Source organism: Bacteroidota bacterium (genome assembly GCA_023957335.1).
Lineage (GTDB): Bacteria > Bacteroidota > Bacteroidia > NS11-12g > UBA955 > JALOAG01.
Genome location: JAMLHC010000001.1, coordinates 442,345 through 465,498, shown reverse-complemented (window position 1 = coordinate 465,498; position 23,154 = coordinate 442,345). Strand labels below are relative to the sequence as shown.

The window sequence follows — 23,154 nt, the reverse complement described above, 5'->3', positions numbered from 1 at the left end:
TATACTTAAAAGAACTTATATCTTTGGTCTTGGATGTTCGCCAGTGCCTTTAAGGAATTTACTATTTTGGATTCAAGTACTTGAGTTGTTGAAGAATAAACCATTCCTTTTCTATTGGCTAAATCTTCAGGAATTTCAGGGTTAGACTCTTCTGTTATTGATACCAAAAAACAACCATTTTCACCTCTGATAGGTTTGCTGATTGTGTTGAGTTTTAGTCCCAAGGCAACTCCTTGTACCTTGAATTCGTCTCTGCCTGCATCAAAAGAGTTGGTCTTAAAGGTTAGATTAGAAAAATCATGTGCAACAGTGGCTACTTCGATAGCAGTTTGAACCATGTTGGATTTGCCTTCTTTTGCTTTTGCAAGTTTGGCTTCTAAGAATTCATATTTCTTTTCTTTGATAACATCTTCAATCACTTTTTCTTTCACTTCATCAAAGGAACCAATGCCTTTCTTTGTTATTTTAGCAATATTTACAACTATCTGACGATTGTCAATCGAAAATATTTCGGAAACATCATTGACTTTTCTGTCATCGTCAAAAGCCCATTTTATAATATCTTTAGGATTGTCAATACCAGGTATGGTTCCACCCGAAGGCAGGACATCTTTGGCAATACGTTTAGCATAGCCGGATTCTTCGATTGCATTGTTAAATGCATCTTTCCCTCCGTCACCTACTTTTGAACGAAATGTGTTAGCTTTGGCATAAACGTCATTAATAGTATTCATTGAGGGTTCAAATTCTTTGAAAATTTCATATACCAGAAGGTTGTCACTATTTGGATTGTCATCGATTTTGACAAGTAGAATACCATTCACACTGCCTCTGATGAAATAATCACCTTTCTTCCCTTTTTTTATATCCTCAATGATGGCGGGATCTATTGTTTCGGCATAATTCCAAGGAATATATCCGTCTTTGTCTCCTTGCACTAAAAAGCCTTTTTCTTTGGCAGCTTTTATAACTTCAGGGTAGGGTGTTACTTTCATGAATTCCAAAAATGCTTTGGCTTCGGCAACAGTTTTTAAAGAATCTTCTCTTGTAGCCCAATTGCGAGAAATAGTAATAGAGCTATATAGATATTTTGTTCTTGTTCCCTCTTTTCTATCACTCACTTTAGCAATCAAATAGGCATTGTCGGTAACAAAAGGTCCTAAAACATCGCCCACTTTTGCATTAACAATTTCTTTATCCAATGCATTAATAAAATGGCCTAATTCTTTGTAGTTTCCGTTCACTTCTTTGTCGGAGTTGGCAGCGGCAAATGCGGAGTCGTCATCACTTTCTGCAAAACCAGTCTTAAGATTTGTAATTTCATCTTTAACATCGGCTGAATCAAATGAAGAAGGCGCAATAGACCATGAAACATATTCTAAGTCTCGGCTCTCTGTCTGTTTATACTTATCTTTATTTTTATTGTAATAAGAACGCAGGTCGTCCTCGTTGTAGGAAATCTGATCGTCTGTAACGCTTGTTAATTGTAAACCTAAGACACTTCCTGAAGTGGTTTTAGATTGTTGCATAAAATCTTGCAGCGCATCAAAGTTGGTTACATTAATTCCTTTCATGATCATATCGCTGTATTTATCACCTTGAATGGCAGATACAACCGCATCTTTCAAACTATTAAAGAATAATTGTGCCTCAGGATTTGTTTTATAGACCTGATTATACCAATTTCTAACATTGGCAGATGAAAATTCACCCTTCTCATTGGTGAAATATTGTCTAATGTATTGGTTGGGATTATCTCCAAACAGTTGTTCTTTCAATTCTTCAATGCTTGCTTCTATTCCAAGCTTTTCGTATTCTGTATTAACAACATATTTTCTGAACATATCGTCCCATGCACTGGTGGCAGCCTGATCTCTGTCCTCGTCTGTGAGCCCTTGTCCTTGCTTGTTTTGCGACAAGTTTTGCTCTCTGAGTTTGAGGTCCTGTTCATATTCTGAATAATGTATTTCAACACCATTTATTTCACCTACAACAGGGTCTTGAACTCCGCCACTTCCGCGTTGAAAGGAACTAATAAAATCACTCAATACGAATAATGCCAAAGCTGCTAATATTACTACGAACACCCAGCCCGATTTTCTCAACTTATTAATGATAGCCATACGTTATTTTTAAGGAGTCGCAAAATAATTCTTTTTGTACTGAAAAAACAAAACAAAATTTATTGTTCATATTTCTTTAGACTCTTTAAATGAAATACAATTTAGATTTAATTTTGCGGTAGTGTTTGCAACCCTATGCACGATTTAGAACCTTTTTACAACTGGCATCATTTGTACCAAGCTCAGGAGGACGAAAATTCACCTTTTTTCAAAAAGGAGTATAGTGAGTTGTATTTTACGCATGCGGTTTATGATCATTTTATACATCCTCAATGGGATGATTTTGGATCCACTACACTTTATCTTAAAATCCTTTATGCTGACTACGATACAGGTTTTTGTATTATAGAAATGATAGGAGAGTGGAATGATTGCCTTTACAATGATGTTATGACTTTGAAACGCGAAATCATTGACGTGTTCTGTGATTGTGGGGTTGACAAGTTTATTGTAATTGGCGAAAATGTATTGAATTTTCATTCTTCGGATGATTCCTATTATGAAGAATGGTATCAGGATGCAGAAGATGGGTGGATTGTTTTTTTAAATTTTCGTGAACATGTATTGAATGAACTTAAATCTGTCCGAATTGACTATTTTGTGAATTTTGGTGGAGACTTGGATGCATTAGATTGGCGTAAGTACACTCCAACAACTTTATATCACAAAATTAGTGAGATAATCTCTCACAGATTAGGATAATTTAGTCTTACTTTCGCAGTCCTCATGAAACTTGATTATGATGAAAGTTCGCAAGTGTTTTATGCAGAAGTTATCGTGCCTTTGCCTATCGCAGGAACTTTTACTTATCGATTAAGTCATGAAATGGTATCGGATGCAAAGGCTGGTGCAAGAGTGATTGTACCTTTTGGCAGAGGCAAACTTTATACAGGCATTATATTCTCAATTCATAACAAGCCTCCAAGTGCTGCTTTCAATATACAATACATACAGGAAATCATTGACAAAGATGAAATTTTGATTACTCCTGCTCAAATCCTGAGTTGGCAATGGATTGCCGATTACTATATGTCGCCTCTGGGCGAAGTAATGAATGTAGCTATGCCGGCAGGCTTGAATTTTCATAGCTTAACTTTTGTTGAAATTAACCCCGAAATTTATTGGCAAGATGAAGAGTTAAGCAAAGAAGAAGAGCAGTTAATGACTTTTTTGGAGACTCGTAAGAAAATTACAGTCAAGGAGTTAGAAAAGGCTGTTCGTTCTAAAGGCTCTTTAATTAAGCGAGTGCGCAGTCTTTATATGCGGGATTTGATTCTGCTTTCGGATGAAATCAGACAGAAATACAAACCCAAAACCGAAACCATTGTGAAAGCTGCCGAAAGTCTGAAGAATGAAGATTTTGCTCGCACTCAAATTGATATTCTATACAAAAAAGCAAAAAAACAGTATGAATTATTACTTACGTTGATTGGTCAGCCCAAACGCGAAGCAAACAAAGTTTTTTTGGAAAATGAAAAAGGTTTTACTTCTTCTCTCATCAAAAGTTTGGAAGCTAAAAATTTAGTGGTAATTGAAAAGAGAAAGGTCAGCAGAATTGATATTGGGCAAATGCCCCATTCTTCATTACCTGCTTTGACTGATTTTCAACAAAATGCACTTAAAGAGATTGAAGATTCTTGGAAAGCAAAATCGGTTGTTCTTCTAAAAGCACCTACTTCCGGGGGAAAGACGCTTATTTATTCACATCTGATTAAAAAAGAATTGGATAAAGGCAAACAAGTTCTGCTACTCATACCGGAGATTGCTTTAACACAACAATTGGTACAAAGACTCAAAGATTTCTTTGTGAACAAATTACACGTAACCCATTCAAAATACGACACAAATGCACGAACCGAAGTTTGGATGAAAGTGCGTTCAGGCGAGCCTATGTTGGTACTTGGTCCTCGTTCTGCAAGTTTATTGCCCTTCCAAAATTTGGGACTTGTGATTGTGGATGAAGAACACGAAAATACATTCAAACAATTTGATAAAATGCCTCGTTTTCATGGACGGGATTTGGCAATAAAATTGGCGATTGATGCCAAAGCCAGGGTGTTGCTTGGTTCGGCTACACCTACGGTTGAATCTGCATATATGGCTAAACAAGGTAAGTGGGGCTGGGTGAGCTATGAACAGAAATTTGACAATGTGGAACCGGTCAAAATTGAACTTGCGAACTTGTCTTCAAGCGTTAAACAACAAGGTAAGAAAAATTTTATCACAACACAACTTGACAAAAAAATCAGAGAAACCATTGAGACTCATAAACAGGTGTTATTGTTTCAAAACCGCAAAGGATACGTGCCTTTGATAGAGTGCGGAAACTGTGGGTGGACACCGCGATGCGTGTCTTGCGATATTTCTTTAACATATCATAAATATAGCGATGAGTTGCGTTGTCATTATTGCGGATATACCCAAAAACCTGTTGTCAAATGCGAAGCCTGTGGCAGTAGTGATATGAGAATCTGGGGATATGGCACAGAGAGAATTGAAGAAGAAACTGCTTTGCATTTTCCGGGTTTGAAGGTGAAACGATTTGATCAAGATTCGGCAAAAGGAAAAGACGCACATGAAAAAATACTGAGCCAATTCGAAAAAGGCGAAATCGATGTTTTGGTAGGAACTCAGTTGATAGTAAAGGGAATTGATTTTGCAAATGTTGGATTGAGTGCAGTAGTGAGCGCAGATCAACTACTAAATTTTCCTGATTTTAGAGCCGGAGAAAGAACCTTTCAGATGTTAGTTCAATTAGCAGGAAGAGTGGGAAGGAGAGATGGTCAAGGCACTATGTTGATTCAGACCGGGCAACCTCTCAATCCCATTCTGAAATTCATTCAACAGTATGATTTTGAAGAATTGTATCAGTATGAAATTGAAATGCGCAAAAACCTTTACTATCCACCCTTTGCCCGTCTTATTCGTATTACAATTCAACACAAAGAAGCGGATGTGGTAAGCCATGCTGCGGGTTATTTTACTCAAATGCTCAAAACCCATTTGGGCAAAAGAGTGTTAGGTCCGGAGCAGCCCATTGTTTCAAAGATTAGGAATCTTTATTTGCGCAATATTCTGATTAAATTAGACCCGCAAAATGACCCCATAGCTAATATCAAAAAATGGATGACCGAACTGTCTCATCAACTCTCTGATATTGACGTTTATAAAGCTGTAAGAGTGATTTTTGATGTTGATCCGCAATAGGATTATCTCAAAGCTTGCTGCAAATCTGCAATCAAATCATCCACATTTTCAATTCCGATGCTAAGTCGTATAAGTGAATCTCTCAATCCTGCTTTTTCTCGTTCTTCTTTAGGAATAGAAGCATGAGTCATTGTTGCAGGGTGGCCGGCTAAGGATTCTACACCACCAAGTGATTCCGCCAAAGCAAATATTTTAAGTGAACTCAAGAACTTATGTGCCGCTGGAATGGAATCATCTTTTAATTCAAAGGAAAGCATGCCGCCAAAACCACGCATCTGTTTTTTTGCAATTTCGTGTCCCGCATGGCTGTTTAATCCCGGATAATATACTTTGGCAATTTTAGGATGATGAAGCAGAAACTCGGTTACTACAGCTGCATTTTGGCAATGTCTATCCATTCTTACATGCAGGGTCTTGATGCCTCGGATAGCCAGAAAGCAGTCCATCGGACCGGGTACTGCACCGCAGGCATTTTGAATAAAACTCAATTTTTCAAATAATTCAGGACTATTGCCGCAAATCGCTCCCATAACCACATCACTATGTCCGCCAATGTATTTTGTGGCTGAATGTACAACAAGGTCTGCACTCAAATTTAAGGGTGTCTGTAAATAAGGCGAAGCAAATGTATTGTCCACAGCCAGTAAAACTTTGTTTGATTTTGCAATTTCTGCGACCGCTTTTAAATCTACAATTTTCAGTAAAGGATTTGTGGGTGTTTCTGCCCAAATGAGTTTTGTATTTGGGTTAATCTTGGCTTGGATATTGGCAATGTCGGACATATCTACAAAGTGAAATTTGATACCATAATCTTGAAAAACTTTTGTGAAAATCCTATATGTACCTCCATATAAATCATTTGAAGCAATAACTTCATCATTGGGTTTGAGCAGTTTAGTTACTGTGTCTGTAGCCGCCATGCCCGATGCAAATACTAATCCCCATTGTGCGCTTTCCAATGCAGCCAAATTTTCTTGCAATGCGGTTCGGGTAGGATTATGGGTTCGGGAATATTCATACCCTTTATGTACACCGGGTGCGGATTGAGCATAAGTTGAAGTCTGATAAATAGGTGTCATTATTGCCCCGGTTGTGGGGTCTGCATGCATCCCTGCATGGATGGTTTTAGTCTCAAATTTCATGGGCGCAAAGATATATTGACAATCGATACCTTGACAAATCTCTTTCTATACAAAGAGTTGATAATAAGTTGTGCTCTCTTTTGTCAAATATTTTGAACAACCGGAAAGACAGCCAATAAGTGATTACTTTTTTAACTTTACTTTGCAAAAAAAAATAATAACCCATGGACTACGGAAAAGAATTTAAAAAATATGCTACCAAGCATTTAGGGATGAGCACTCTTAAAGTTGAAAGTGCAATTGAAAACATGACACCCTATATTATTGAAGAACGCCAATTAAATATGAGCCAGATGGATATTTTCTCTCGTTTGATGATGGATAGAATTATCTTTCTTGGTACAGGGATCAACGATGAAGTAGCCAATATCATTATTGGACAACTGTTGTTTTTGGACTCTACTAATCCGGGGAGAGATATTCAGATATACATTAACAGTCCCGGTGGTGGTGTTTATGCCGGACTTGCTATTTATGACACCATGCAATATGTAAGCTCTGATGTGGCAACAATTTGTACCGGTATGGCAGCTTCTATGGGTGCAGTTTTAATGTGTGCCGGAGTAAAAGGCAAAAGAACTGCTTTGAAACATTCAAGGGTGATGATACACCAACCTTTGGGTGGTGCGCAAGGGCAGGCTAGCGATATGGAAATTACATTGAAAGAAATCCTGAAACTCAAAAAAGAGCTTTATGAAATTATTGCTCACCATTCAGGGCAACCTTTCAAAACTGTAGAAAAGGACAGCGACCGCGACCATTGGATGACTGCTGAAGAAGCTAAGGCTTATGGTATGGTGGATGAAGTACTCATTAAAAAGAAAGACTAAGACTCTTTAAATCATGAAAGAGAAAGACCTTAGATGTTCCTTTTGTGGAAAAGACAAGAACCACACAGCTATGCTTGTTAGTGGTGCTGAAGGGCATATTTGTGAGTCTTGTGTTGTACAAGCTTTTGACATAGTGGATGAAGCCATTGGTATTGATAATATTCAATCCAAGACCAAAACTCAGAAGAAAAAATCTTTTGCGCTTGAACTCAACACTCCGGCTAAACTCAAAGCCCATCTCGATCAATATGTCATAGGACAAGAAAAAGCCAAAAAAGTATTATCAGTAGCGGTGTATAATCATTACAAACGCCTGATGTCTTTGACAACAAATAATGATGTTGAGATTGAAAAATCCAATGTTTTATTACTGGGCAGAACAGGCACGGGCAAAACGCTCCTTGCACGGACTCTGGCAAAAACGCTCAATGTCCCTTTCTGTATTGCAGATGCTACTGTTCTGACAGAAGCCGGTTATGTAGGCGAAGATGTAGAGAGCATTATTTCACGTCTGCTCCAAGCAGCAAACTATGATGTAGAAGCAGCACAAAGAGGTATTGTATATGTGGATGAAATTGACAAGATTTCACGTAAATCTGCTAATCCGTCCATTACACGTGATGTTTCCGGTGAAGGTGTGCAGCAGGGACTGTTAAAATTATTGGAAGGAACGGTTGCTAATATTGCTCCTAAGGGTGGGCGCAAACATCCGGACCAAGACTATGTAAAAGTAGATACTTCGAATATCCTTTTCATCTGTGGCGGGGCATTTGAGGGGATAGAAACTATTATAAAACGCAGGGTGAACGCACAATCACTTGGATTCAAAATGTCCAAAAAGAAACAAATATTAGAAAGCAATATCTTACATTATGTTTCACCTGAGGATTTGCGAAACTTTGGATTGATTCCTGAGATTCTTGGCAGGCTGCCGGTAGTTGCCACTTTGGACGATTTAGACGAAGATGCTCTATATCAGATTTTGACAGAACCAAAGAATGCAATTGTGAAGCAATACAAAAAACTTTTTGAAATGGAAGGAGTAGCACTTGATATTCAGGATGATGTGCTTAGGTATGTTGTCAAAAAAGCGATTGAACACAAACTGGGCGCAAGAGGATTGCGTGCTATTTGCGAACAAATCATGTTGGATTATATGTATGAAATGCCCGATAAACCTTCAAAAGGCAAGAAACTCACCATTAAATTAGCTGACATTCGAGAGAAAATTATCGGTTATTTGAATGAAGCAGCTTAATAATATTAGTTGCCCGTCTCTAAGATAGTAAATTCCACTCGTCTATTGAGGGCGTTATTTTCCGGACTGTTATTTTCAACCACAGGTTTGGATTCTCCATAGCCCTTGGCAACAATGCGGTCTGCATTAATTCCTTTTGAAATTAAATAATCTTTGACCGCATTTGCCCTGCGCTCGGAAAGTTTTTGGTTATAACTGTCAGAACCTATATTGTCGGTGTGTCCTCCAATTTCGATTTTGATTTTGATGTTTTGATTTAACATTACAATCAACTTGTCTAACTCTGTAAAAGAGGCGGGCAATAATTCGGATTTGTCTGTTTCAAAGAAAATATTGTTCAATCGTACGGTAGCATTCTTCTCAATAGGTGTGAGTGCAAAATCTTGTCTTATTTTACCGAAATCTTTAAGTTCTGTTGTGTTGAGACTATGGCTTTCCCCTATGAAATTAGGAGCATTTGCATCAAAAGCATAATAGATTCCTTTGCGCAGAATGATAGAGTATTCACCGGTTGCCGCGTTAGAAATAGCATTTCCAATCACTTGACCGTTATAGATATCGTAATATTTAATTTCAGCTTGAATGACTTCGTTGGTTTTTTTATTGGTAGTAACACCGTTGACTATAATTACAGGTTCTGGCATTATTTGCTCTTCTAATACCGGCTCTGGTACCGGAGGTGGTACAACTTGAGTGAGGGTTACAGTGTCTTGTTGAGGAATGGAGTCGGTGCTCGGAATTTCTAAAGGAGGTAACTCCACCGGTTTGGGAGGCTCAATATAAAGTTCTGATGTGTATATATTGGTATGTTCATCGTCTTCCCATCTAATAAAGTACATACGCCCTGATTGTCCGTCCAAAACAAAACTGTTTTCATGCTCACCGGAATTAATGGAATTGCCCAAATTCAATGGCTCGCTCCAATTAGTCCAAGTGTCGTCAAGTCTTTTTGTTACATATATATCACCTTGTCCAAAGCCTATTCTGCCGGATGATGAAAAGTAAAGAGTTTTGTTGTCGGGAGCCAGATAACAAGGAGTCTCAGTACCTAAGGAGTTAATGTCGAATCCCATGTGTTTGAATGGAGTCCAATTGCCGCGTTCATCTTTTATTGAAACATATAAATCTTCTTTGTATCTGTCGCCTAAATCGCTTTTTTCTTTATAACCCAAAATCACTACGTTGCCGTCATAGCTCATTACATAATCAAGAAAAATTCCTCCGTTATTGTATTTTTTAATCTTTTCTTTTTCATATTTCCATTTTGGATTGCCAAAGATTGATTTCCCTACATAGGTTTTATAAAATTCAAATCGGGAGAGCTTCATGTCGGACACATACCCAATATTGTTGTCCTGACTAATACCAATGAGTCCGCAGGTTTTGGATTTGCTTCGGGGTAAATTAAAATCACTCGGGATAACTTTTACAATTTGATTTTCATCATTTAGCTCTGCACGATAGATTTGCTCTCGATTTTTCTCCATGTGAGAAAAATACAAGTACTTATTGTCAGCGGACAATATTAATCCTGATGGGTTTTTCTCCCCATTGATGTCATCATTCAATTTTTTGACATTTTCTGCAAATATTTTGCTCTTTGGAACATTGACCTTCGGATAATAATTTTTAGAAGAGTTGGATAAACACACTCCTCCATATTGGTTTACCCCTTCTATAGCTGCATAATCTACATATACCCAAACATCTGTGACATTGGGGGTCATGTCAAAGTGAAAGTATTTAACGGTATATTTTTGTGGAGTGGCTTGTGCCGCACCTTCCCAAACTGTTTTTTTGACGGTTTTCCCTTTGCCTTTTGGTTTGTATCCAATTATGACTTTAGTAATCGCACCTGGGTTATATGTCTCTGTTACAACTACTTGACAGGCTTCAAATTTTTCATATTGAAAATGCAAGACTGTGGGTTTTTTGCCCGGCTTTATTGTCTTGCCTTCTTTTCTGTCTTTATACGGGGTAATGGCATTGCTGTTATAGCCATAGCTCCAAACCTTGGGTACGCCTCTGCCGTTGTCACTACCTTCGACCATGTAGGGCCAGCGGGTTTTTTGAGCAAATAAGCCATCACTGTACATCAATATGAAGCATAAGAGGGTAATGAAATGTAAAAATTTGATTCGCATAATTATTATATGATATGTTGTCACGGTGTAAAAATAGATTATTTGTTATCGTTCGGATATATTTTTTGTGACAAATTTTAAACAAATTGAACGCAAGATATGTTTTTGGTCTTTATGAGATTGTCGTCAGCTCTGCCGGATGTTATGTATTTGTCGGGGCTTAGCGCTTGTAATTCAATAGGAGTGAACCGGAAAATTGTTTTGCTAAAATAAAAAGCATTAAACCATGCTATAATTTTCTATCCCACTGTATTTAGTGACAATTTGTTCGAGTATTTCCTTGATTTCATTGACATTGTGGGAAGATACAAGTAAGGTTCGAAAAGGTTTAAAATCCGGTAATCCTTTAAAATATCCGGCATAATGTCTTCGCATTTCAAAAATACCAATATGCTCACCCTTCCATTCAATATTTTTTTCAAAATGAATTTTGCAGGTTGTTACACGTTCTTCTAAAGTAGGCGGGGGAAGTGTTTCTCCCGTTTTTAAATAATGTTTGATTTCTCTGAAAATCCACGGATAGCCAATGGCCGCTCTGCCAATCATGATTCCGTCAACGCCAAACACTTGTTTCATTTCAAGTGCTTTTTGAGGGGAGTCGATATCTCCATTGCCAAATATGGGTATGTGTATGCGAGGATTTTCTTTGATTTTTCCGATAAGAGTCCAGTCAGCACTGCCTTTATATAATTGCACCCGTGTTCTTCCGTGAATTGTGAGTGCTTTGATACCCACATCTTGCAACTGTTCGGCTACGGATTCAATATTTTTTGTACAGTCGTCCCAGCCCAGTCTGGTTTTTACTGTAACAGGTAGGTGAGTAGCCTTTACCATAGCATCCGTAATTGCTTTCATTTTGGGAATATTGGTCAAAATGCCGGCTCCTGCGCCTTTGCACACTACTTTCTTTACCGGACAGCCGTAGTTAATATCTATTAAATCAGGGTGGGCTTGGGTGGCAATTTCGCACGCTTCTTTCATGCTGTCAATTTCGCCTCCAAAGAGTTGTATTCCAATAGGACGCTCGTATTCAAACACATCTAATTTTTGTGTGCTTTTGGCAGCATCGCGAATCAAACCTTCGGAGGATATAAATTCTGTGTACATCAGGTCTGCTCCGTTGATTTTGCACACATAGCGAAAAGGAGGGTCGCTCACATCTTCCATAGGTGCCAACAGCAAAGGAAAATCAGGTAGTTGTATATCGGCTATTTTTACCAAATTTGCACAGAGTTTTTTACCTCCGCAAAAGTAAGTATTTATGCAATCTTTGTCCGACACTACCCACAGAGTTCAGTATTCTTCTCGCTTTCTTGTGTTGGTGGGAATTTTCATTCTTTGTAACTTAATGATTTTCCCACTTCTGGGATTTGTGTTAGTTACCAGAATGTATGATGTTACGTTTGAAGATATACCTCTGATTCTCAGTGCTCCTTCTCAATATGATAATGGCATACAAATTATGCTTTGGTTGCAAATTATCACCTCTTTTGGTGGTTTTTTTGTTACTGCGTTCGTCTTTCTAAAGTCTTATAGATACAAGGCTTTTGACTATTTGAAGCTAAATTATTTACCTGCTCCTAAGGCTTTATTACTTTGCCTCATTGTTATTTTGTCAAATATTGCTGTTGTCAATATGTTGGGAGCATTAAATCATCGTATTCCTGTTCCTGAACTTGGCGGTTTTAAGGAAATGACGGAGGCGATGAATGAAAAAATGTCTGCATTGACTGACTCACTTTTGGTGATGAATAATATGTGGGATTTGATTGTAAGACTTTTTGTGATGGCTCTTTTACCTGCGTTTGTAGAAGAAGTCTTTTTCAGAGGTTTGTTGCAACGCTTTGTGTCGGAGTGGTTTGGTTCTGTGCTTGTGGGTGTAGTGGTGAGCGCATTGGTTTTTTCTTTGTTTCATTTCAGATTTCAGCAAATTATTCCTATTTTTTATGTGGGATTATTGTTTGGATATATCTATTACAGAACGGGGAGCCTCTTTTATACAATCTTGATGCATTTTGTCCATAATGGATTTATTGTGGCGCTTACGTACTTTATGGAAGACGTTGATACAAAAGAGTTTATGCAAGACGACTATATGCCGGGAGTAACTTGGTTTATTCCTTCTTTAATTGGCTTATGTGCCGGGCTGTATTTTTTATTTAAAATGTTTCCTAAGAAACCGGCTATCAGTGAAGAACAGCTTAAAACAGGAGGTGAGGATGAGTAATTTTATGCAAAGAGCCTTAACGGGTATTGTATTTGTGGTTGTTGTTTTGGGAGCAGTATTGTGGCGAGTGGAAAGCATTCGAGTGCTCATCACACTTATAAGTGCCATGAGTTTGTTTGAGTTTTTACGGCTATACCAAAAGAAAGAATATAGTGTCAATCCATATTTTGGGGCAATAACCGCTGCGTTGATTTTGCTTGTTTATGCTGTTTTTATTTGGGAATATGATATTCCGGTAACAGGCAGTTTAATAGCTGTTTCATTAGGCTTATTAGTCTATAATTTGTTTTCAATCAAGAATGATGTTTTCATGCCCCCTGGCTTATTATTAATAGGTTTCGTTTATTTTGTACTTCCTTTTGCTTTTTTGATACCTCTGATAGATACACAAGATGGCAGCTATAATTATCAACTCTTTATTTACCTTTTAGTCATAGTTTGGAGCAACGACACTTTTGCTTATTTAGGAGGGAAAACCTTTGGTAAACATAAACTAATGCCCAAAATTTCTCCTAATAAGACCATCGAAGGATTTGTTTCGGGAATGTTGTTTGCCGGCTTAGCTTCGTTTTTGATGTTCAGATTTGGTCTTTTTTCAACCCAAATCTCATGGTATGCTCATGTAGTTGCGGGCGTTCTCTTTGGGACAGCGGCTACAGTAGGAGACCTCATTCAGTCTGCGGTAAAGCGTATGGCAGGTGCAAAAGATAGCGGCAACCTATTGCCGGGGCATGGTGGAGTTTGGGACAGATTCGATGGATTGATTGCTGTTGTCTGGATTTATGTTTTGTTCAGCAACTTGTTCAATTGAGCCGATTTTATTTGCTACTCAGATTGGAATTAGAACTTTTTATCTTATTCTTTATTAAAGATATTCTATTCGGAAGTTTACAGGAGCTGACTTACCCAACATGGCACTTACGCCACAGTATTTAGACATAGACAGATTTACTGCTTTCTCCATTTTATCCCTATCCGCGTTATCAATTCTAATTTTGTAAACAAGGTCATATTTGAGATAGGTTTTGGGGTGTTCTTCACCTAAAGGTGCTTCAATAACAATCGAAAAATCGGTATAATGAACCCGCATTTTTTCCAAAAGACTTGTGATATCCATTGCGGTACAACCCGTAATGGCTGCCAGCAACAATTTTTTGGGCGATATTCCTGCAGGCTTGTCATTGGTGAGAGTTGCGCCATTGAGTATAAGCGGGAACCCGTTGATTTCGGTTGAGAATTCCATGCCTGTATGGTGGTTAAGTGTGAGATTGTGGATAGTCATAAGATTTATAATAAGTTTTGTTGCGAAGTTACAAAAATTCCTCAATCTTTGCGTTCTTAACGATAGTAGCAAATGCTGTTGATGCCATTTTTTAAAGGATTGATTGAGGGAATACTAATCTCTCTTCTACTCTTTGGGCCTGCTTTCTTTAAGCTGCTGAATGTGAGTATGCAGTCCGGAAAATTCAAAGGGATGTGGTTGGCTACCGGTGTGGTGTTGAGTGATTTAGTCGTGGTGTTATTGTTGATTTACGGGCTGTCAGGTCTGTTTGAGAATGTACATTTCAAACAGTTTTATAGTCTGGCGGCAGGAGCTGCCATGATAGTTTTAGGGTTAAAATATGTTAAAAGTTCCTACAGGCTTTTTCTCCAATCATACCGAGAAAGAACCAAAGGAGGCAAGAGTTTGCTGAGTGGTTTTGGATTAAACTTAATCAACCCGTTTACTTTTGTGTTATGGTTTAATGTTTTGGGCGCAATCAGTCTGAAATATAGTTCGGGCGAACATTACAGAATGAACCTGGTACTAAATCTTTTGGGTATCCTTGCTACCCTTTATATGATGGATGTTCTAAAGGTTGTTATGGCTGATTTTATTGGTCGTAAAATAGGTCATAGAACTTTTTATCACCTCAACCGATATTTCGGAGGTGTTTTTATTATTATAGGATTGGTCTTTATCTTTTCTTTTTTTAGATTAATATTTGCCTAATTTGTAAAGTAAAATATGTTTACAAGCACAGTCAATATTGATACTCTGGTAAATGTTACTTTGGCACTGATTACGTTCAGTCTGGGTTTAACTCTGACTAAACAAAATTTTGCAAACCTGTTGACAAACCCCAAATCTCTCACGATTGGTCTATTCTCACAAATTATATTGCTTCCTATGGCGGCTGTTCTCATCATGTATTTTACTGATATTAGTCCGGTTCTAAAAGTGGGATTTTTTATTATTACTATTTGTCCTTCCGGTATTAGTTCAAATTTATTAAGTTTTTTGATGAATGGGAACACTGCATTGTCTATTTCAATGACTGTTTTTAATGCTATCATTACGCTGATAACTGTACCTGTTTTTACCAATTTGGCATTGGACTTTTTTCTGCACGAACACGCGGTTGCATTTATACTTCAATTTTGGGATACTTTTTTAATTATCTTTTTTGTAACCGTTTTGCCAACAATTATTGGTGTTATGGTGAGAGCTAAATTTAAAACCATTGCCAAACGAGCCAAACCTATTTTGAGGTATATTCTTCCTATCTTATTGCTATTTATTTTTTCTGTCAAGATATTAGCAGACAAAGAATCAGGGGGAACTAAAATCAGTAGCGAAGAATTTCTATTAATGTTGTTGCCTGGTCTTTTGATAAATTTTGTCGGTATGCTTTTTGGGTTTATTGTCGGTACTTTAGTCAATGTTAATTTTCGCAATCGCTTGACTATACTGATAGAAGTCGGATTGCAAAACACCGCAATGGCTTTGTTGATAGCAGGCACTTTAATTAATAATACAGATATGGAAAAGCCGGCTTTAGTCTATGCCTCTTTTAGTTTTTTCTCCACTTTTGTCTTTGCATGGTTGTTTAAGTATATGTATTACAGTTGGAAAAAGTGGATGAAACGAATTAGACATCAAGCATGATAATGCGTGCCGATTGGGGCGCTCTCACATTTCATGATAATTCTGAATGTGGTCTTTTCATTCGGAATAGATTCTTTAACAAAAATACTTCCTCTGTGATATTCGGTTATAATACGCCTCACAAGAGATAGCCCTAGGCCCCAGCCACGCTTCTTGGTTGTATATCCCGGTTTGAAAATGGTTTTGAACTTATTTGATGGGATTCCTTTGCCATTATCAGAAATATCAATATAAACCTTTTGTTTGAGTAAGAAAATACTAATCGTGATTTTGCCGCTGCCACTCATGGCATCAATAGCATTTTTACAGAGGTTTTCTATTACCCATTCCAACAACGATTTATTTAATCTGACCAATAAATCTTTGTGCCTTTCAACAAATACATACTCAATCTTGTCTGAAGTTCGTGTTTTCATATAAACGATTGATTCTGCCAACACATTGTTAATGTTTTGTACCAGTAATTCGGGTTCAGAACCAATCTTTGAGAATCGTTCGGTAATAACAATCAGACGTTGTATGTCCCGTTTCATTTCCTGCATGGATTGAGGAGTGGCTTGTTCAGGATCAATTTCAAGCAAATCTGCCCAAGCCAGAAGTGACGAAATGGGAGTCCCGAGTTGATGAGCTGTTTCTTTTGCCAGCCCCACCCAGACCTTGTTTTGCTCGGATTTACGAGCAACAGAGAAAGCAAAGTAGGAGACAAAAATAAACAACGAAACTATGCCTAATTGATAAATGGGATAATTGCGCAACTGTTTCAAAATATAAGAGTCGCTGTAATACAAATGCCCTACCTCGTCATCCATTATTTTAATCGTAATGGGCGGGTAGCCATTTTTCATTTCTTCTAATTTTGCTCGTACATATTCCGGATTTTTGGCTTTGCTTGTATCTAAATTTCTATAAATTAATTGACCCTCCGGTGTTTCGAGAATAACAGGGATGGTTTTATTTTCTTCTACAATACTGTAAAAAAAGCTTAGCTCTGCTCCATCTTCGGCTTGTGCAAGTCGTTCTTGTGCCTTTGCCCAGATTTCAATTTTTTTCTGTTCTTCTATACGTAATTTCTTGACCAAGTTGTTGGTGTATATAAGAGAAAAGGTGCCAATGAATAGAGCGCCAATAAATAAGGCTATCTTGATTATGCGTTTTGTGTAAAAAATATTCACCACGCCAAAATTATCCCAAAATCAGCATTATTTTCGCAACGACATGCCGACTTTTTCTATAAATACCCAAAATCAGAAGTTGGTTGCTCCTCTTGTTCATATTACCAAGCGATTCTGACCTATGCGACTATTACACAATTTGCCGGAAAAAATACTTTTTGCTTCCAATGCGCTGCTCTCTGCATGTGTCAATATGTTGGGTGAAAGACCTGTTAATCCTAATGAAATTCTGGTAGTTAAGATTGATGAAATTGGAGATATGGTGTCCGCAACCCCGGTTTTTAAGCTATTAAAAAACAAATTTCCTAATGCAAAAATCAGTTTGTTATGCAAGCCAATATGCAAAACCTTCATGCAATATAATCCGCATGTTGATGAAATTTTAACTTCGGAGAAGGAATGGCAGAGACGATTTGACCTTGTTGTAGAATTGCGAGGAACAAAAAAAACTTTGTTAAAGTCAATCAGATGGTGGCCGTCATTTCGCTTGGATAGAGGAACTGTGCGTTTCAGGCATAGACCTGAATCCGGCACTCAGAGCGACAGAGAAACAAATTTTTTGATAGTTAAATCCATTTTAGGTGAAGTCGAAATGCCCCTGCCGGAATTCTTTACGGCACCCGAGGACAAGGGTTTTATTGAAAATTTTATTCAGGAAAAGAATCTGCAAAAATTTGCCATTATTCATGCAACATCAAACCTACCAATCAAAGAGTGGGCGAAGGAACGATTTGCTCATCTGGCTGATATAATCATTGAAAGATATGGTTTTAACATTGTGTTTATTGGTGCACAGTCAGAATCGGAACGGATACAAGCATTGATTAACATGATGCAAAATAAGGCAGAGAATTTTGTAGGTTTGTTTACGCTTACTCAACTTTTTGAATTTTGTAAAAAAGCTTCTCTTTATGTGGGCAATGATAGTGGACCTTTGCACATTGCTAATGTAGCCGGTACACCATTGGTTGGGTTATATGGACCTGTGCCGCGTGGGGTGTTTTATCCATTTGGCAACAAAGCAAAAGTGATTCATCCGGATTACCTCTATAAATCTGGCGAAATCCCTATGAGCACTATTAGTGTAGATGATGTTTTGGCTGAAATTAAAAACCTTATTGGCTAATGGAAAGACAGTTTAGTCGTCAGAAATTTGAAGCCGGATGCGATGAAGCCGGTCGCGGTTGTTTGGCAGGACCCGTCTTTGCTGCTGCTGTGATTATACCAAAGGGGGTTAGCATTTTGGGGCTAAACGATTCCAAGCAGTTGTCGGAGAAACAACGAGATTTATTGAGAACTGAAATTGAAGAAAAAGCCATTTGGTCTGTGGCGCAATGTTCGCCTGAGGAAATTGACACACTCAACATACTCTGGGCATCGGTTGCCGCTATGCATAAAGCATTGGATGGCTTGTCAATAGTGCCGGGGTTTGTATCTGTGGATGGAAATAGATTTAAACCTTGGAGAGATATTGCTTTTGCTACACATATTAAAGGAGACGGACGTTTTATGAATATTGCAGCAGCGTCTATTCTTGCCAAAACTCATAGAGATGAATTTATGCAGCAAGTTCATCAACAATTTCCGCATTACGGTTGGGACAGCAACAAAGGCTATCCTACAGCCCAACACCGACAAGCAATTGCAGTACATGGAGCTTGTGGTGAACACAGAAAGTCTTTTACATTATTGCCATCTCAGACTAAACTCAATTTTTGACGCAGACATAGGTTTGAAATGAAAAGCCTATAACAAAAAAAAGACAGATTTTTTTCTGTCTTTTTCCTAATGAGATGAGTTGCAAATTAGTATTGTGCATTGGCACTTATAGTCATGCCCCAGTGATGGATATCAGCATAGGCAAAATCCAACTTGTATTTATCGGGAATATTGCCTTCAGCCATTGAGCCAACTTTGATTGAAGGGAAAATCTCTTCATAGGTCAGCATTTCGTTGAGAGAAATACGTCTGTATATATGAGAGCGTGTAATATTTTTTGCCTCATCCAGTCCGGACGCTCCTAATATTTCTACAAAAGCTTTGATTACTTCCTCATGGTAATTCGCCATACGAATTTTTTTGTCTGCTACATCCAATCCTGCTGTTAATTGTGGATCATGAGTTGTAATTCCGGTAGGACATGTATTTGTGTTGCAAAGAAGTGATTGGATACATCCTATGGCAATCATCATTCCTCTGGCTGAGTTACACATGTCTGCACCCAATGCCATTGCTCTCGCAATATGAAATCCAGTGGTAATTTTACCTGATGCAACCAACTTAATGTGCTTGCGAATTCCTAATCCTGTAAGGATGTTGTGTACAAAATCGAGCCCGTCAATGAGTGGTGCTCCTATATAATTTGAAAATTCCTGTGGAGCAGCACCGGTGCCACCTTCTCCTCCATCTACTGTAATAAAATCAGGGTAGATATCAAGTTCAATCATGGCTTTGCAGATAGCAATAAACTCGTTTTTGTGTCCTATACAAATCTTGAATCCAATCGGTTTGCCTTCTGCTAATTCTCTTAATTTTCCAATAAATTGAACCATTTCGTAAGGGGTGTTAAATGCGGAATGGAAAGGTGGAGAAGCAATTTTGGTATGAGGTTTTACATGGCGAATTGCCGCTATTTCTTCTGTGTTTTTGATTGCGGGCAGAATGCCGCCATGACCCGGTTTTGCACCCTGAGAGAGTTTAAGCTCAATCATTTTAACCTGAGGAAGTTTTGCTTTCTCTGCAAAAAGTTCAGGGTTGAAATTGCCTTGTTGATCTCTGCAACCGAAATACCCTGTCCCTACTTGCCAAATCAAATCTCCTCCTTGTTTAAGATGATAAGGACTTATGCCTCCTTCACCGGTGTTTTGTGCAAACCTTCCTAATTTAGCACCTCCATTCATGGCTTCAACTGCTTTGGCACTTAATGCTCCATAACTCATGGCGGAAACGTTTAAAATACTCGCGGAGTAAGGCTGTTTGCAGTCTTTGTTGCCTATCATTACGCGGGGGTCATGATTCAATGTTTCAAAAGCTTTGGGTGCTATGGAATGACACATCCATTCATATCCCTCCGCATACACATCTAATTGAGTCCCAAAAGGAATGGTTTGAAGCGTTTTTTTAGAACGTTGGTAAATTGTTGACCTGTCCACTCTGTGAAATGGATGACCGTTAATGTCTGACTCTATAAAGTATTGGTAGAGTTTTGGACGCAAGTCTTCCATCAAATAACGCAATCTCCCTAACAACGGAAAATTCCTGCGGATGGCGTGTTTGGTTTGAATCATATCCTGATAGCCCATGATGGTGAAAATCAATAAAATAGCAAATAATACATACCAATTATGGCTTAAATACCATGATAATCCAAAGGTGATGATTAATGTGGCTGTGGAAATATATACAAATTTTTTTCGCATTACTTTAAGATGATTTTAATTTTTGTTGATTTAAGAAGTGAATAGAGAGGTTGTGGTTTCTTTGATGTGTTTCAATACCAAGTGTATATCTGTTTGATTTTGATTTACGATTAAAAACATGATGTCTAATTCAGGTTTTTCCTTCTATACGGTGGCAAATGTACAAGGATTTTAGATAATTCAAACAGCAATAATCCACCGTTTGTATTGTATTTGTGGGTATTTGAAAAATTAATTTCTTATGAGCAATCTATAGAGTTTGTTTTTTGTGTTAAACAAAAGGAGAATTGATGGTTGAAAAAGGCTCTTTCCTCAATTATATATTGTGTAGTAGGATTAAAATCACTTTTTTATTGTTGTTTCGCATCTTCATTTTATGATAGGTAAATTTATACTCAAGCACCTTGTTCTTTTCTCATTTGTTTTTATTGCACACGCGGTATTCGGACAAGAAAAAGGTGAAGTCAAAGGAGTAGTACGGGACGGGGCTAAAGGTGATGCCATTATTTCGGCAAATATTTATTTGGTTGAGGAGGGCAGAGGCGCTGCATCTGATTTTGATGGCTTTTATACTATTAATGATTTGAAAGCCGGAACCTATACGATGGTTTGTACTTATGTTGGTTATGATTCTGCAATATACACCGTGCAGATTAAACCCGGTCAGACCACCATGCATAATATATTTCTTACTTCAAAATCTGAAACACTTAATACGGCAGAGGTCAAAGGAAAGAAGAATGATCGAAGTATAGACCCGACAGTATCCAAAGTTACCATTGATGCCAAAGATATTAAGCGTTTGCCATCCATGGGAGGAGCACCTGACATTGCACAATATCTTCAAATCCTGCCGGGAGTTATTTTTACGGGAGATCAAGGTGGACAACTCTATATTAGGGGAGGTTCTCCGGTGATGAACAAAGTTTTGCTGGACGGAATGACAATATACAATCCTTTTCATTCTATCGGACTTTTTTCTGTGTTTGATGCAGATATGATTCAGACAGCAGATGTTTATTCTGCTGGTTTTGGAGCGGAATACGGGGATAGAATCTCTGCTATCGTTGATATAAAAACCAGAGATGGAAGCAAAACACGCCATGGAGGCAGTGTGAACTTGGGACCTTTTCTTTCTAAACTTTCTTTTGAAGGTCCGCTCAAACCTTTTGAACAAGGTTCCGGAAGCAGTTCTTATATGATATCTATCAAGAAATCATATTTGGAACAGAGTGCTCCGATTTTCTATTCCTATGCCAATCCGGATAAATTACCTTACAACTTCACAGATATATACGCCAAAACATCTTTCCACTCGCCCAATGGCAGTAGTCTCAAATTGTTTGGGTTTCGCTTTGATGACAAGGTAAATTTTCCCCAAAGTACCAATTATCACTGGGTCTCAAACGGGTTTGGAAGCAGGTTCGTATTTATACCCGAATCAAGCAAAACTAAGATTGATGGTTTTGTGGCATATTCCGACTATATGATGAAACAAGAAGAGTTTGATGGTAAACCACGTCAGAGCGGAATAAGCGGATTTAATCTGGGAGTCAATTTTACGTCTTATATTAAACGTGATGAGTTTAGATATGGATTAGAGGTAAACGGTTTTAATACAGACTTTGAACTTTATAACACGAATGGTAGGAAAATTACACAAGAGAATATCAATACCGAAATTGCAGGTTTTGTACTTTATAAGTATATAAGATATAGGTTTTTGTTGGATGCCGGCTTGCGTTTTCAGGAGTATGCTTCTTTGGGTAATCGTACTATCGAACCTCGGGTGTCTGCTAAGTATAATATTTCACGCAAAGTCAGATTCAAGGGGGCTGCAGGCATGTATTCGCAAAATCTTATGAGTGCAATTTCAGATAGGGATGTAGTCAATCTGTTCTATGGTTTTTTGTCCGGTCCTAACAATCTGCCGTCTGAGTTCAATGGTCAACCTGTAACATCTCGCTTGCAAAAATCATGGCATGTCGTGTCAGGATTTGAGTTTGAATTGTCTGATAAGGTTGAATTAAACATAGAGGGTTTTTATAAAGGATTTCCGCAATTAACCAATATTAACAGAGATAAACTTTTTGATGATATACCTTCTTATGCGGATAAGCCGGATCGTGAGAAAAAAGATTTTATCATCGAATCAGGCAACGCTTATGGTGGTGATTTTACGTTCAAATACGAAGATAAAAAAGTTTATGTCTGGGCGGTGTATTCGCTTACTTGGGTGAACAGATTTGACGGCATTATCTCTTATCCAACACACTGGGACAGAAGGCACAATGTAAATACTTTAGTAGCCTATACTCCCGATAAGAAAAAAACTTGGAATATTAACTTGCGATGGAGCTTAGGCTCAGGCTTTCCTTTTACACAATCAACAGGTTATTATGAAAAACTGGATTTTCAGTCTCAAGGAATCGGCTCAGATTATTTGACCGACAATGGTTCTTTAGGTATTCTATACGGTCCTTTGAATGGCGGAAGACTCCCGTATTATCACAGATTAGACTTTTCTGCCGAGAAGATTTTGCTTAAAACTAAAAATGCAAAAGTATGGACTGTATTTTCACTTACTAATGTTTACAATAGAAGTAATGTATTCTATTTTGACAGAACCAATTTTACCAGGGTGGATCAACTCCCCATTCTGCCTTCTCTCAGCATCAATGCTCAGTTTTAGCTAAATAGACT

General features: G+C 37.9%; 18 protein-coding genes. 11 read left to right on the top strand and 7 right to left on the bottom strand.

From position 1 onward, the window contains the following. Positions 1-5: 5 nt before the first annotated feature. Positions 6-2,123 carry a SurA N-terminal domain-containing protein gene (locus M9892_01915; GenBank protein ID MCO5253107.1) on the bottom strand — a complete coding sequence of 706 codons (2,118 nt, stop codon included), beginning with the start codon at positions 2,121-2,123 and terminating at the stop codon, positions 6-8. Positions 2,124-2,258: 135 nt separating this feature from the next. Here M9892_01915 and M9892_01910 point away from each other — a divergent pair, with 135 nt between their 5' ends. After that, positions 2,259-2,825 (top strand): hypothetical protein, encoded by a 567-nt coding sequence (locus M9892_01910; GenBank protein ID MCO5253106.1) that lies wholly within the window; start codon positions 2,259-2,261, stop codon positions 2,823-2,825. A gap of 24 nt (positions 2,826-2,849) precedes the next feature. After that, on the top strand, positions 2,850-5,330 hold the full coding sequence (gene priA, locus M9892_01905) for a primosomal protein N' (protein ID MCO5253105.1): 2,481 nt from the start codon (positions 2,850-2,852) through the stop codon (positions 5,328-5,330). A gap of 2 nt (positions 5,331-5,332) precedes the next feature. Here priA and M9892_01900 read toward each other — a convergent pair whose 3' ends face one another. Further along, the gene (locus tag M9892_01900) at positions 5,333-6,472 is read right to left on the bottom strand and encodes a cystathionine gamma-synthase (protein ID MCO5253104.1); all 1,140 of its coding nucleotides are present in this window, start codon (positions 6,470-6,472) and stop codon (positions 5,333-5,335) included. A 164-nt stretch (positions 6,473-6,636) separates the two neighbouring features. Here M9892_01900 and clpP point away from each other — a divergent pair, with 164 nt between their 5' ends. Continuing rightward, positions 6,637-7,302, top strand: coding sequence for an ATP-dependent Clp endopeptidase proteolytic subunit ClpP (clpP, locus tag M9892_01895; protein MCO5253103.1), 666 nt, complete (start codon positions 6,637-6,639; stop codon positions 7,300-7,302). 13 nt (positions 7,303-7,315) lie between these two features. After that, entirely contained in the window at positions 7,316-8,560 is a 1,245-nt protein-coding gene (gene clpX, locus M9892_01890) for an ATP-dependent Clp protease ATP-binding subunit ClpX (GenBank protein MCO5253102.1), read from the top strand. A gap of 5 nt (positions 8,561-8,565) precedes the next feature. Here the strand turns inward: clpX and M9892_01885 are convergent, their stop codons facing one another. Beyond that, positions 8,566-10,704 carry an OmpA family protein gene (locus M9892_01885; GenBank protein ID MCO5253101.1) on the bottom strand — a complete coding sequence of 713 codons (2,139 nt, stop codon included), beginning with the start codon at positions 10,702-10,704 and terminating at the stop codon, positions 8,566-8,568. A gap of 219 nt (positions 10,705-10,923) precedes the next feature. Further along, the gene (gene dusB / locus M9892_01880) at positions 10,924-11,925 is read right to left on the bottom strand and encodes a tRNA dihydrouridine synthase DusB (GenBank protein MCO5253100.1); all 1,002 of its coding nucleotides are present in this window, start codon (positions 11,923-11,925) and stop codon (positions 10,924-10,926) included. Positions 11,926-11,965: 40 nt separating this feature from the next. On the opposite strand from dusB, the gene M9892_01875 reads away from it, so the two are divergent. Together M9892_01875 and M9892_01870 are read left to right on the top strand one after the other, a co-directional pair. Continuing rightward, positions 11,966-12,931 carry a CPBP family intramembrane metalloprotease gene (locus M9892_01875; GenBank protein MCO5253099.1) on the top strand — a complete coding sequence of 322 codons (966 nt, stop codon included), beginning with the start codon at positions 11,966-11,968 and terminating at the stop codon, positions 12,929-12,931. After that, a complete protein-coding gene (locus M9892_01870; GenBank protein ID MCO5253098.1) occupies positions 12,924-13,742 on the top strand; it encodes a phosphatidate cytidylyltransferase in 819 nt (272 codons plus the stop codon). Before M9892_01875 ends, M9892_01870 begins: the two co-directional genes overlap by 8 nt. A gap of 54 nt (positions 13,743-13,796) precedes the next feature. On the opposite strand, the gene M9892_01865 is transcribed toward M9892_01870, so the two are convergent. Next, positions 13,797-14,213, bottom strand: a complete 417-nt coding sequence (locus M9892_01865; protein ID MCO5253097.1) for an OsmC family protein — start codon at positions 14,211-14,213, stop codon at positions 13,797-13,799. A gap of 81 nt (positions 14,214-14,294) precedes the next feature. Between M9892_01865 and M9892_01860 the strand changes: the two genes are divergently transcribed. Together M9892_01860 and M9892_01855 are read left to right on the top strand one after the other, a co-directional pair. Then, entirely contained in the window at positions 14,295-14,924 is a 630-nt protein-coding gene (locus tag M9892_01860) for a LysE family transporter (GenBank protein MCO5253096.1), read from the top strand. A 15-nt stretch (positions 14,925-14,939) separates the two neighbouring features. Next, entirely contained in the window at positions 14,940-15,860 is a 921-nt protein-coding gene (locus M9892_01855; protein ID MCO5253095.1) for a bile acid:sodium symporter family protein, read from the top strand. Here M9892_01855 and M9892_01850 read toward each other — a convergent pair. After that, the gene (locus tag M9892_01850; protein MCO5253094.1) at positions 15,851-16,939 is read right to left on the bottom strand and encodes a HAMP domain-containing histidine kinase; all 1,089 of its coding nucleotides are present in this window, start codon (positions 16,937-16,939) and stop codon (positions 15,851-15,853) included. The two genes, M9892_01855 and M9892_01850, sit on opposite strands and share 10 nt — an antisense overlap. Positions 16,940-17,153: 214 nt before the next feature. Here M9892_01850 and M9892_01845 point away from each other — a divergent pair, with 214 nt between their 5' ends. Both M9892_01845 and M9892_01840 read left to right on the top strand, forming a co-directional pair. After that, positions 17,154-18,158 (top strand): glycosyltransferase family 9 protein, encoded by a 1,005-nt coding sequence (locus M9892_01845; protein MCO5253093.1) that lies wholly within the window; start codon positions 17,154-17,156, stop codon positions 18,156-18,158. After that, positions 18,158-18,751: a ribonuclease HII gene (locus tag M9892_01840; GenBank protein ID MCO5253092.1), complete on the top strand. Its 594-nt coding sequence runs from the start codon at positions 18,158-18,160 to the stop codon at positions 18,749-18,751. The genes M9892_01845 and M9892_01840 overlap by 1 nt, the downstream gene beginning before the upstream one ends. Before the next feature lie 86 nt (positions 18,752-18,837). On the opposite strand, the gene M9892_01835 is transcribed toward M9892_01840, so the two are convergent. After that, entirely contained in the window at positions 18,838-20,451 is a 1,614-nt protein-coding gene (locus tag M9892_01835) for an FMN-binding glutamate synthase family protein (protein MCO5253091.1), read from the bottom strand. A 376-nt stretch (positions 20,452-20,827) separates the two neighbouring features. On the opposite strand from M9892_01835, the gene M9892_01830 reads away from it, so the two are divergent. Continuing rightward, complete coding sequence (locus M9892_01830; GenBank protein ID MCO5253090.1) at positions 20,828-23,143, top strand: TonB-dependent receptor; 2,316 nt, start codon at positions 20,828-20,830, stop codon at positions 23,141-23,143. Positions 23,144-23,154 lie beyond the last annotated feature (11 nt).

Bases quoted from the DNA above. Each gene is read 5' to 3' on its own strand.
- M9892_01915 (MCO5253107.1), bottom strand. From the start codon at position 2,123: ATGGCTATCATTAATAAGTTGAGAAAATCGGGCTGGGTGTTCGTAGTA.
- M9892_01910 (MCO5253106.1), top strand. From the start codon at position 2,259: ATGCACGATTTAGAACCTTTTTACAACTGGCATCATTTGTACCAAGCT.
- priA (MCO5253105.1), top strand. From the start codon at position 2,850: ATGAAACTTGATTATGATGAAAGTTCGCAAGTGTTTTATGCAGAAGTT.
- M9892_01900 (MCO5253104.1), bottom strand. From the start codon at position 6,472: ATGAAATTTGAGACTAAAACCATCCATGCAGGGATGCATGCAGACCCC.
- clpP (MCO5253103.1), top strand. From the start codon at position 6,637: ATGGACTACGGAAAAGAATTTAAAAAATATGCTACCAAGCATTTAGGG.
- clpX (MCO5253102.1), top strand. From the start codon at position 7,316: ATGAAAGAGAAAGACCTTAGATGTTCCTTTTGTGGAAAAGACAAGAAC.
- M9892_01885 (MCO5253101.1), bottom strand. From the start codon at position 10,704: ATGCGAATCAAATTTTTACATTTCATTACCCTCTTATGCTTCATATTG.
- M9892_01875 (MCO5253099.1), top strand. From the start codon at position 11,966: ATGCAATCTTTGTCCGACACTACCCACAGAGTTCAGTATTCTTCTCGC.
- M9892_01870 (MCO5253098.1), top strand. From the start codon at position 12,924: ATGAGTAATTTTATGCAAAGAGCCTTAACGGGTATTGTATTTGTGGTT.
- M9892_01865 (MCO5253097.1), bottom strand. From the start codon at position 14,213: ATGACTATCCACAATCTCACACTTAACCACCATACAGGCATGGAATTC.
- M9892_01860 (MCO5253096.1), top strand. From the start codon at position 14,295: ATGCCATTTTTTAAAGGATTGATTGAGGGAATACTAATCTCTCTTCTA.
- M9892_01855 (MCO5253095.1), top strand. From the start codon at position 14,940: ATGTTTACAAGCACAGTCAATATTGATACTCTGGTAAATGTTACTTTG.
- M9892_01845 (MCO5253093.1), top strand. From the start codon at position 17,154: ATGCGACTATTACACAATTTGCCGGAAAAAATACTTTTTGCTTCCAAT.
- M9892_01840 (MCO5253092.1), top strand. From the start codon at position 18,158: ATGGAAAGACAGTTTAGTCGTCAGAAATTTGAAGCCGGATGCGATGAA.
- M9892_01835 (MCO5253091.1), bottom strand. From the start codon at position 20,451: ATGCGAAAAAAATTTGTATATATTTCCACAGCCACATTAATCATCACC.
- M9892_01830 (MCO5253090.1), top strand. From the start codon at position 20,828: ATGATAGGTAAATTTATACTCAAGCACCTTGTTCTTTTCTCATTTGTT.